Origin of the sequence: Plantactinospora sp. B24E8 (genome assembly GCF_039871735.1) — a bacterium.
In the GTDB taxonomy this organism is placed as follows: Bacteria; Actinomycetota; Actinomycetes; order Mycobacteriales; family Micromonosporaceae; genus Plantactinospora.
In genome coordinates this window covers 29,869-41,924 of record NZ_JBDPMH010000020.1, presented here as the reverse complement: position 1 = coordinate 41,924, position 12,056 = coordinate 29,869, and the positions used below count along the sequence as shown (strand labels likewise).

At 74.1% G+C, this 12,056-nt stretch carries 2 protein-coding genes; both read right to left on the bottom strand.

Features of this window, described 5'->3' with window-relative positions; all coding sequences use genetic code 11:
• Window positions 1-7 precede the first annotated feature (7 nt).
• The gene (locus ABGB21_RS24535) at window positions 8-4,741 is read right to left on the bottom strand and encodes a beta-ketoacyl synthase N-terminal-like domain-containing protein (RefSeq protein WP_347679756.1); all 4,734 of its coding nucleotides are present in this window, start codon (window positions 4,739-4,741) and stop codon (window positions 8-10) included.
• On the bottom strand, window positions 4,738-12,027 hold the full coding sequence (locus tag ABGB21_RS24530; protein WP_347679754.1) for an SDR family oxidoreductase: 7,290 nt from the start codon (window positions 12,025-12,027) through the stop codon (window positions 4,738-4,740). Before ABGB21_RS24530 ends, ABGB21_RS24535 begins: the two co-directional genes overlap by 4 nt.
• Between the last annotated feature and the right edge of the window lie 29 nt (window positions 12,028-12,056).

The window sequence follows — 12,056 nt, the reverse complement described above, 5'->3', positions numbered from 1 at the left end:
CAGGACGCTACGGACGGCCGGCCCGGTGGGCAGGCTCCGGCCCCCAGGTCCAGCCGACGACGTACCGCCGTGCGGGCAGATCGTCAGGATTGGCGACCACCCGGTGTGCGACCTGGTAGACGCGGTCCCCCACCTGGACGGTCGACACGCTCGGGCTGGCACCCACCACCGCGAACCGGCCTGGGTCCCCGGTGACGCCGGCGCCCTCCGCCCTGGCCGCGGCTCGCTTCGCCACCTGGAAACGGGCGAGCCACGCAGAGACCTCCTCGCCGGTCGCCACCGAGTCGAGCAGCCGCCGTTCCGGTTCGGAGAGCGCGGCCGTGACCGTGCCGTCCGGTTGATCCGCGATCTCGGCGACGTCGATGCCGACGCCGGCGGCACCCGGCGGCGCGTCGGGCGGGCGGGGCTTCGCGATCGCCACGCCGATCTCGGCCGTGTGGGCGAGTGAGACGTCACAGTCGCGGAACCCCCGGCCCGGCCGTAGGCGTACCCGGGGACGGCCGTCCGGCTCGTCGGTGACGGTCAGCTCGATCGGGTAGACGTCGGTGTGGCCGTCCTCCCACTGTCGGAAGCGGACCGCGTCCTTGACCGCGATCCGGCCGAGCAGCCAGTGCTTGCGTGCCTTGGGCGGTTGCCGCTCGTAGTCGAGGTAGCCGCGGCTGCCGAGGATGCCGCGAGCGGCCATGCCACGGGTGATCAGGTCCGTCCAGCAGTCGAAGGCCATGGTCCAGCCCTCCGGTTGGCGCAGCGACATCGGATGGCGCTCGGGAAAGCGCTCCGCCGGGCGGGACGTGGGGTGGCTGTCGAACCGCCGGTCGACGCAGCCCTCGATCTGTGCCCACACCCGACCGTCGACGGAGAGCTGGGTGTCGGCGACGAGTTGCCGGTCGTCGATCGCGCGCACCCGGGCCACGCACTCACACGCCGTACCGGGCGCGGGCGCCGGCCCGAAGAACCGGACATGGCCGAACTCCATCGGCAGTGCGACGGTCCGTACCGGCTGCGTCGTGACGAGCCAGTTGCCGACCATCTGGAGCGCGTTGTCGAGCAGCGCGCCGGGCGGGGCCGGGGCGGTCACCACGCCACGGATGTGCCGGTCGCCGAGGGCGTGCACCCTGGTCACGCCCCGGAACAGGGGACCGTGGAACATCAGGCGTTCGGCGTACATCTCCTCGGCGTGCAGTTGCGGCGGTCGCTCGGTCGCGGGGTCGTACCGCCAGACCGCCGGACGGTCGGCCGGGTAGTCCGGCGCCACCTCCACCGTCGCGTGGGCGTGACCGCTCAGGGACACCTCGAGTCGGCCGGGTCCGACCGGTTGGACGGTGATCTCGACGTCCTGCGGCGGGGCCGCGATCAACCAACGGGTGAACCGCGCGGCGCGTACCCCGATCACCCGGGTACCCGGGGCGGCGTGCTCGGCGGCGTCCATCATGTGCTGTACGACGGTGGTGGCCGGCACCACGGGCCAACGGTCCTCCGCGTCGGGCCAGTCATCGGGTTGCACGAAGAAGCAGTGGTCGCGCAGGTACGGCATGGTGTCGAGGGCGACCCGCAGGACGGTGCGGTACGGACGCGGCGGTGGTGTCCGCGTCGGCTGACCGGTCCCGCCGTCGGTACCCTCGACGACCGGGGTGCCGGAGAGCAGCGCGGCGAGTTCCGCCGCGGCGCTGGAGTCGCCGGCGAGCCGGTGCAGCGTGGCCAGGGCCGGCGATCCCGGCAGCGCCGCAGCGGCCTGCGCCGCCACCGGGTCCGGTCCCGTCGCAGGCGTCTTCACCAGCAGCGGCACCGTCCCCTCCGCGACGGCCGAGCGGGCTCCGTCCCCTCCCCCGGTCGGGCCCGACGTGACGCCGACGCCGCCGTGGTCGTCCGGGCCGCCGCCCGGCGCGTCGTGCACCGAGACGGCGAGCAGACCGTCGGCGCCCTCGCCGAGACGGACCAGCGGACCGCCGAGGTCGAGCCGTACGGTCGGGCCGCGGCGGACGGCCTGGGCCGGGGCGGGCGCCGTGACCCGGGCACCACCCGGAGGCGGCGGGTCGAGGGCGCACAGGTCCGGTGCGGCACCCTCGACCCACAGTGCGGTGGCGACCCGGCGCAGTTGGTCCAGCCCGCTGCGGTGGGTGACGTTGACCGGCATGGCGAGGTGGTCGCGACCTCGCAGGTTGTCGGCGATGACGGAGGCGAGCTGTCCGGCGCCGACCTGTAGGAACACCCGGACGCCGGAGTCGTACATGGCCTGGACGGTCTGCCGGAACCAGACAGGTTCGAGCATGTGCCGGACGAATATCTCCTGTACCCGGGCCGGGTCGGTGGGGAACGGCGCCCGTAGTGTGGTGGACCAGACGGGTACCCGGGTGGGACGGACCTGCCAGCGGCGGAGAGCCGCGCCGATCGACTCCAGTCCGGACGCGAACATCGGCGTGTGGAAGGCGGAGCGGAACGGCAGCTTCCGGCAGAGCAGGCCGTCGTGCCGTAGCGCCTCGACGAGCAGTTCTATCTCGCTCTCGGGTCCGTTGACGATGCACTGGGCGGGCGCGTTGTCATGCGAGAGCGCCACCCCCGGATAGCTGGCGAGTCGCGGGGTGACCTGTTCCGCGGCTCCGCCGATGACGGCGAACGCGCGGCCGGGCACCTCGATCGACGTCGCGCTGAACGCCGCGAGGAACTCGTCGACGGAGGTCGAGCTGATCTGTCCGGTGGTGGCCGCGGCGGTCCATTCGCCGATGCTGTGCCCGGCGACCGCCTGCGGGGTGACCCCGACCCGGTGCAGGGCCTCGTTCAGCAGCCTGCCGACCTCAATCACACCGGCGCCGTGCCGGCCGAGATCGTCGGCGGACCACTGCCGGTCCGGCAGGCCGAAGTGCGCCGCCACGTCCGCGGTACGTGGACTGAACTCCGTCTCGAGCCCGGGATACACGAAGGCGAGCTGCCCCCCGGAGTCGTCGGCGAGCAGTGGGCTCGGGCTGAACCAGATGTCCCGGGCACCGCGCCAGGACTGTCCCCGGGCGACGGCCCGCCGGGCGACGCCGAGCCGTTTGGGATCGGGGCTGACGATGCCGAGCCGGCAGCGTTCGTCGGCCGGCAGCGTTCGTCCACCGGCCGGAGAGGCCTGACGCGCCCGCGCGGCGCCGAGGACGCGTACGTCGTGGTCGTCGGTGTCGAGCAGACGGGCGAGCGCGGCCGGCTCGGAGGCGGCCAGCCACAGCACCTCGTCGGGCTGCTCGACGGTGACCCGCGCCGTGGCCTGACCGACCGCCCCCCGGGTGGCCACCGACCCTGGGGGGAGAACCGGCCGGGTCACCGGGGCGCCCGAGCCGGTGCCAGCCCGCCGGTCGGCGAACGCGTCCGGCGCCTCCTCGAGGACCACGTGGGCGTTGATGCCGCCGAAGCCGAACGCGTTGACGGCGGCGCGGCGTGGTCCGTCGCTCTCCCACGGCTGGGCGGTGGTGATCGGCGCGAACCGGGTACGCCCCAGCTCCGGCCGCGGCGTGTCGCAGTGCAACGTCGGCAACAACACGCCCCGGTGGACGGCCAGGGCCGCCTTGATCAGGCTGGCGACGCCGGCCGCCGGCATGGCGTGGCCGATCATCGATTTCACCGAGCCGATCACCGGTCGTGCCCCGCCCCGGTGCGGACCGAACACCTCGGCGACGGTGACGAGTTCGGCGGCGTCCCCGGTCGGTGTCGCGGTGCCGTGCGCCTCCAGCAGGCCGAGCGCGTCCGGTGCGGTCGGATCCAGCCCGGCCGCCGCCCACGCCTGCCGGACGGCCAGCACCTGACCCGAGCTGGCCGGATTGACCATACTCGCGGCGCGCCCGTCGCTGGACGTCCCGGTGCCCCGGAGCACCGCGTACGTCCGGTCGCCGTCGCGCACCGCGTCGGCCAGACGCTTGAGGACGACGATCCCGGTACCCTCGCCGATGAGCAGCCCGTCCGCCGCGGTGTCGAACGGTCGGATCTCGCCCCGACGGGAGAGCGCGCCGAGCTGGCTGAACACGGACCAGAAGCTGATGTCGTGCACGTGGTGTACGCCACCGGCGAGGACCGCGTCGAGCCGGCCGCTGTTCAGCTCGGAGATCGCCTGGTCCACCGCGATCAGCGACGAGGCGCAGGCGGCATCCAACGTGTACGCGGGCCCGAGCAGGTTCAGCCGGTTGGCCACCCGGGAGGCGGCCAGGTTCGGCACCAGTCCGATCGTCCCCTCCGGCCGGTGTTCGCCGAGCCGCTCGTCGAACCTCGCCCGTACCGCGTCCAGCCGGCTCTCCGGCAGGTCCGGGATCAGCTCCCGGAGCACCTGGATGACCTGGCTGGACATCCGGACCCGCTGCGCGTACCGGGCCTGGGCCGGGCTGAGGATGCCGCCCCGGCCGAGGATCACCCCCACCCGCTCACGGGCGGGCAGCCGGTCCATCCCCCCGGCGTCCTCGATCGCCGCCGCCGCGACGTTCAGCGCGATGAGCTGGTCCGGCTCGATCTCGGCGATGGACGCCGGCATGATGCCGAACCGGAGCGGGTCGAAGGTGGCCAGGTCGTCGACGAATCCGCCGCGGCGGCAGTAGAGCCGGTCCGGCCGGTGCGCCCGCGCCGGGTCGTAGAACTCCGGATCCCAGCGGTGCGGCGGCGTCTCGGTGATGGCGTCGACACCCTCGACCAGGTTGCGCCAGTAGCTGTCCAGGTCGGCCGCGGCCGGCAGCAGCACCGCCATCCCCACGATCGCGACCGGGTCGCCGGGCACGCCGGTCACCAACCCGACGCGGTGTAGACGACGGCGGTAAGCGTCGGGTCGCCCCAGGCCAGCTCGCTCAGCAGGCTCCGCGCGCCGTCCTCCGGGTCGATCAGGCCGATGCCGCGCCGGGCGAGTTCCCGGGCCAGTTCCGGGCTGACCATGCCGCCGTGCCCGTCGACCGGCGCCCACGGCCCCCAGTGCACCGTCAGGCAACGGTTGCCCGTCCGGGCGGCCCACCGGGCGCCGATCGTCTCCAGGGCGTCGTTGGCCGCCGCGTAGTCGCCCTGGCCACGGTTGCCGTGCACCGCCGCGATGCTGCCGTACAGCACCACGAATCTCGGTCGACTGCCGAGGGTGTCCAGCGCGTTCAGCACCGACCGGGCGCCCGCCACCTTCGTGTCGAAGACCCGGGTGAACGACTCGGGGTCCTTGTCGACGATCAGCCTGTCCTCGATCACGCCGGCGGCGTACACCAGTCCGTCGATGCGGCCGTACTCGTTGTGGACGGCGGTGATCAGCCGCTCGGTCGCCTGCGCGTCGCGGACGTCGAGGCTGTGGTAGCGCACGCTGGCGCCCAGTTCACCGAGTTCCCGTACGGTCGCCTCGACCTCCCGGCCGGCGAGGACCGCCTGGGCGGCGCGGGCGATCGCCGCCGGGGAGCCGGTCCGTTGGCGGGCGAGCACCGCCCGGACCGCCGCCGCGTCGGTGGCCGCCGCCAGGGCCGGATCCGGGAGTCCGTCCGGAAACGGGGTACGGCCGGCCAGTTCGATACGGCACCGGGCAGCCGTCGCGAGGGCACGGGCGGCCCAGGAGGTGATGCCCCGGGCGCCGCCGATCAACAGCAGCACCGAGTCGGGGTCGAGCCCGATCGCCCGCGCCTCCGCCACCCCGTCGCCGGCCGGGCCGGCACCACCGGTCGCCAGCGCCCCGAGACTCGCCGGCGCCAGGTCGTACGTGCGCCGCCCGCCGCCGCCCCGGTCCACCACCGGCGTCTCGCCGCCGGCCAGCAGCTCGTCGACAAGCGTCTCACCGAGCCGCTCCACGGGCTCCCTGCCGTCCACGATGACCAGGCGCGCGTCGACGGACGGAAACTCCCGGGCGATGGTGCGGAACAGGCCGCGCAGCCCGTCCGCCTCCGCACCGGTGTTCGGGTCGGCGGCCGCCAGGACGCACCGCACCCCGTCGGTCAGGGCCCTCCTGATCGACGCGAACGCAGCGGGAAGCACCGGCGGCGCCTCCCCGTCGACCAGCGCGTCGAGCAGGATCAGCCCGTCCGCCCCGGCCAGGCCGCCGGGCTCGGCCGCGGTGCCGGTACGTACCTCCGCCCCGTGTCCGCGGAGCAGGTCGACGAGCCGTACGGCGACCGGACCGGTTCCGGTGACCACCAGGGTGGTACCCGCCAGCGCCGTCGCCGGTCGTCTCGGTGCCTCCGGGACCGGGACCACCGTGTAAAGCATCCGCGTCGGCCCGACACCGAGCGACGCGGCGGCATCCACCGGTCCCGGGCCGCCCCTCGTCGTCGCCAGCGCCGGAGAGGGCCGTCGCTGATCGGCGGGCACCGCCACGGCCGGTCCGGTACCCGCCCGTGCCGGTACGACCGACGGGGCCTCGGCGATCGCCGTCCGGGTGGCCGGTACGGAGACCGTGGCGGCCACGGCGTCGTTCATCCGGCTGGTGAGCCAGTCGACCATCGCCCGTACCGTCCGGGCCTTGACCAACCCCTCCAGCTCCGACTCGTCACCCTCCGCCGACAGGCCGAGCCGGGTCGCCACCTCGCCGGCCACCTCCGCCCGCTTGATCGAATCAATGCTGAGGTCCGCCTCCAGATCCAGGTCGAGTTCGATCAGGTCAGCCGGGTAACCGGTCCGCTCGCTGAGCACCACCAGCACCGCGGCCTGGAAGTGGAGCGCGGGTGGTTCCGCCGCGAGCGCGCCGACCGGTACGCCGGCCGTGGCGCTCCGGGTGCCGACGCTGGCGCCGGTTCCTCCTGGGCCGGTTCCTCCTGGGCCGGTGGCGGCTCTGTCGCCGCCGGGCGGCTCGACCGTCGGTGCCGTGATCGGCGTCGGTGCCGTGACCGAGCTCGGCGCCGGGCGCGACGTCGGCCCGGCCGGGAACGGCACGGTCGCGCTGCCCGTGGCCGGCCCCGACGAGATGGACAGCGTCTGATTGGCCGGCAGGACCGGTACGCCGTGGTTCGTCGCCGCCTGCGCCTGTGCCGGCGCTGGCGAGACCCGTGTCGGCGGACCTGCCGTGACGGCGCTGGCGTCGACCGACGGGCCTGCCAGGTGGCGGTTCCCCGGCATCCGTCCGCCGGAATCTCCGCCGCTGGTGCCACCGAGGTAGGCGAGCAGAACGTCGTGCTGAGCGGCGATCAACTCGCGGTTGGTCCGGAGGAACTCGGCGAGCAGTTCGTCCCGCCCGTCCCGCCGGTCCCGGTCATCGGTGCCGGGGTCCGTGGGCCCGACTGTTGCGCTCATGGACAACTCCTTGCTGCGTCGCGGGGGCGTCATGCCGCCGGGGAGACTGCCGCCGTCGCGGTCGCGGACGAGTTGCCCGTCGACGGTCCAGAAGGGACGGCTGCTGGGTTCGGTCGTACCCGCCACGACGGTCTCGCGGCCGTGGAAGAGCCAACCGGTCCGGACCGGTACCCCGGTGCAGGCCAGCTGTGCCACGGCGAGGAGAAAGTCCCGGAGCCCCTCTCCGGTACGCCGGTCGCAGGCCACGGCGAGATGCGGCCGGTCGGCGAGGATGGCCTGGACCAGGCCGGTCAGCACCTGCCCGGGCCCGGCCTCGACGAAGGTCCGGGCGCCGGCCGCGTACATGGCTTCGACCTGCTCGACGAAGCGGACCGGGGCACCGATCTGGGCCGCGAGTTCGTGCCGCAGCCCGTCGGCGTCCGCCGGGTAGGCGGTGGCGGTGCGGTTGGACCAGACCGGGATGGTGGGCGTGCCGATCTGTTGGGCGGCGAGCACCCGCGCGAAGTGGTCCACGGCGGTGGCGACGAGCGGGCTGTGGAAGGCACAGGCGACGTTGAGTTCGCGCGCCGTCAGACCGGCGGCCCGCAGCGCCGAGACCGCCGCCCGCACCGCCGGGGTACGGCCGGAGATCACCTGCTGGGTGGGCGCGTTGCTGTTCGCCAGGACGACCTGGTCGGCGAGACCGGCGCTGTCCAGGACCGCACCGACACGTTCGGCGGTGGCGCCGACCGCGGCCATGGTCCCCGGATCGTCCCGGACGGCGGCGAGGATCGCGTCGGCGCGTTCGCGGCTGAGCCGCAGCAGGGTCGGCGGGTCGTACGCGCCGGCGGCGCAGAGGGCGACGAGCTCGCCGTAGCTGTGTCCGGCGGTGAGGTCGGGGTGGACGTTGAGCCGGCGGAGCAGGTGGTCGACGGCGAGCCCGCCGACGCCGAGCACCGGCTGGGCCACCCGGGTGTCGCGGAGCCGGTCCTGCTGGGCGGCCCTCGTGGCGGTATCGAACGCGCTCGGCGGGAACAGCAGCTCTGTCCACTCCTGACCGAGCTCGAGGTACTGGCGCAGCTCGGGAAAGGTCACGAACAGGTCGGCCAGGGCACCCGGATGTTGACTGCCCTGCCCGGGAAAGAGGAACGCGACCTTCCCGGGGGCGGATCCGGTGGGCCACGGCGGCGGTTGGACGAGTCCCTGTCCGGGGTCGTGCTCGCCGGCGAGCGCGCGGTCCAGCAGCGTTCCGAGTTCGGTGACGTCCCGGGCGACGATCGCGACCTGGACCTCTCCGGAGCGCGGGTCGGCCTGGGCGGCGGTCGTAGCGGCCAGGTCACGTAGTCGCCACGGCCGGTCGTACCGGTCGGTGGTCCGCAGTGTGGCGGCCAGCTTCCGTACGCTCCGGTGCGCCGCGGCCCGGTCGGGGCCCCGGAAGCAGAACAGCTCCGCCGGCCACTCCTGGCGTGCGTGGCGTGGTTCCAGGGTGTGCGGGTGTGCGGCGAGGACCACGTGGTAGTTGGTACCGCCGAAGCCGAAGGCGCTGACCCCGGCGAACCGGTCGCCGGGCGGGACGCTCCACGGGCGGGCCGAGGTGTTGAAGGCGAACGGGCTGCGCTGCGGGTCCCAGGCCGGGTTGGGCCGGGTCAGGTTGATGGTCGGTGGCCGGACGCCGGTGTACAGCGCGAGCGCCGTCTTGATCACGCCGGCGAGTCCGGCGGCGCACTTGGTGTGGCCGATCTGTGATTTGACCGAGCCGAGCACGGTACCGCCCGGCCGGGCACCCGACTCGACGAAGAACCTGGTCAGGGTCTCCAACTCGGTACGGTCCCCGACCACCGTGCCGGTGCCGTGCGCCTCGACCAACCCGACCTGTCGCGGGGAGACGCCGCTGCGCGCGTATGCCCGGTCGAGCGCCCGACGCTGCCCCTCGGCACGTGGCGCGGTCAGGCCCAGGGCGCGCCCGTCACTGGACCCGCCGACCCCCTTGACGACGGCGTAGACGCGGTCGCCGTCACGCTCGGCGTCGGCGAGCCGCTTGAGCACGACACAGGCGACACCCTCGCCGAGGGCGATGCCGTCGCCGGTGCTGTCGAACGGACGGCACCGACCGGTGGGTGACAGCGCGTGCGCCGAGGTGAACATCAGGTAGTCGTTGATGCCGTTGTGCAGGTCGGCGCCGCCGCAGATCATCAGGTCGCTGCCGCCCGCCGCCAGTTCCTTGCACGCCGCGTCCATGGCCGCCAGCGACGAGGCGCACGCCGCGTCCACCGTGAAGTTCGGTCCGCCCAGGTTCAGCCGGTTCGCGACCCGCCCGGCGATCACGTTGGCCAGCATGCCGGGAAACGAGTCCTCGGTGACCCTGGGCAACTGCTCCTCCAACTCGGCGGGGACCTCGCCGAGGTACGCCGGGAGCATGGTGCGCAGCGTCTGTGCGTGTCCCATGTCGCTGCCCGCCTCGGCGCCGAACACGACCCCGCTACGGGAGTGGTCGACACCCGGAAGGTCGTAGCCGTACCCGGCGTCGACGAGGGCCCGGTGCGACGCCTCCAACGCCAGCAGTTGGGTCGGGTCGATGCTCGCCAACGCCGCTGGCGGGATGCCGTACCGGATGGCGTCGAACGGCACCGGCGCGATGAACGCACCCCACTTCGACACGCTGGTCCGGCCCGCCCGGCCCGGCTCCACCTCGGACGCGTAGTAGGTCTCCACCGGCCATCGCTGGGCGGGCACCTCCCGGATGGCATCGTGACCGCCGAGGATCGTCTGCCAGAAGCTGGCCAGGTCCGGCGAGTCCGGGAAGATGCAGGACATGCCGATGATGGCGATGTCCAGCGGGGCCGCCGGCACCGGTTCCGCCGGACCGGTCCGCGGCCCGGGCGTCGCCGCCGGCGCGGTGCCCCGCTCGCCGATCCGCTCGGCGGTTCGCGCGGCGATCCGCTCGGCGTGGAAACGCTGTGCCCCGACGGTCACCCCGGCGTGCAGGTCGGCCACGGTCGTCCGGGCGTCACGCAGCACGGCCACCTGGCCCGCCATGAAGAGCCCTTCGGCGCGCTGGCCCGCCTCGTCCACCGCGACCAACGCGTCCCCGTCGCGCCGTCGGCCCTTGCTGGCGATCCGCAGCCGGCCGACGTTGAGCATCTCCAGCCGGTCCCACACCTGCCGGTCGTCCGCCCCCGCCGCGGCCAACTCCTCCCGCACCCGGTGGAAGTCGTCGACGTACGGGCTGGGCAGACAGCGGGTGACGTGTCCCGGCGCCGTCTCCAGCACCGCCGTGCCGGCGGCCGCGATCGCCTGGCGCTGGAACAGCGGCTGGATCGCCCCGCAGTCGACCGCCTCCCGGGTGAACAGGTAGGCGGTGCCGAGCAACACCCCGACCTGTACGCCACGCCGCGCCAGCGGCCCCGCCAACGCCGCGACCATCGCCGCCGAACGGGCGTCGTGGATGCCACCGGCGAAGAACACCTGCACCTCCCCGGCGGTCCCGGCCGGGGCGCTGTCGAGGAACTCCGCCAGGGTCAGCGCCTGCGCCTCCCAGAGCGGAAAGCTCGTCCGTGGCCCCACGTGCCCACCGCACTCGGCGCCCTCGAACACGAACCGCCGCGACCCGGCGCGGAGGAACTGCCGCAACAGCCCCGGCGACGGCACGTGCAGGAACGTGGTGATGCCCTCGGCCTCCAGTGCCCTGGCCTGCCCGGGCCGGCCGCCCGCGATGATCGCCACCCGGGGCCGGACCTCCCGCACCGCCGCGAGCTGCGCGGCCCGGATCTCCTCCGGGACGAACCCGAGCACCCCCACCCCCCAGGGCCGTTCGCCGAGCGCCCGCTTCGCCTCCCGCAGCATCCGATCGGACTGTTCGCCGCTGGCCAGGGCGAGCGCGACGAACGGCAGCGCGCCGTCAGCGGCGACCGCCGCCGCGAACGCCGCCACGTCGCTGACCCGTGTCATCGGCCCCTGAGCCACCGGGATCCGCACCCCGAGCGCCTGCGCCAACGGCGCACCCGGGGCCAGTAGTTCGCCCGGCGTGTGGTCGGTGACCGCCTCGTCGATCTCCGCACGGATGCCGCGCACCGCGGCGGCCGTACTTCGCCAGCGCTCCCGGAACACCGCCGCCAACCAGCCGTCCTGACCGACCGGGAGCAGTTCGGCGGTGCCATCCGGCCGACCGTCGCGACGTACGCCCCGTACGCCGTCGCGCAGCACCGTCTCCGAGCCGTCCATCCGCGCGATCACGGCCCGCACGTCCTCCGGCAGGTCCGACTCCGGCAGCAACGCCAACTGGTTGTCCAGGACCACACCGGTCGCCCCACCGACCACGCAGGCGGCTGCGGTACGCGGCCCGATCCCGCCGGCCACCCAGATCGGCAGGTCCAGTGCATCGTCGGCCAGCAACTGCTGCAACAGGACGAACGACGTCAGCTCGCCGACCGGTCCGCCCGACTCCGAGCCGCGGGCGACCAACCCGTACGCACCGGCGGCGGCCGCTGCCCGCGCCTCCGTACGGCTGGTCACCTCCGCCAGTACCCGGTACCGCCGGGTGGCCTCCGCCATCGGCCACGCGCCGTCCGGCGGCAGTACCACCAGACCCAGGTTGCCCTTGGCGGCGCGTTCCACATCGGCCACGGTGGCGGCACAACCCGCCGGTACCCGTACCCCGATCGGCGTCGCCGACCACGATGCCGCCCGTTCCAGGGCCCACAACGCCCGGGTGTCCCCCCGAGCGAGATCGAAGACGCCCACTCCGCCACCGCCACCGGCGGCCGCCACGATCCGCGGGCCAGGCTCGATCCCGCCACACGGATTTACCACGATGATCGGATTCGGCCCGGCAGCGGCTGCAGTGCTCATGCGAACTCCCGAGTGGGGACAGGCGCGGT

Excerpts from the sequence above, each read along its gene's own strand:
- ABGB21_RS24530 (WP_347679754.1), bottom strand. The coding sequence starts at position 12,027 with ATGAGCACTGCAGCCGCTGCCGGGCCGAATCCGATCATCGTGGTAAAT.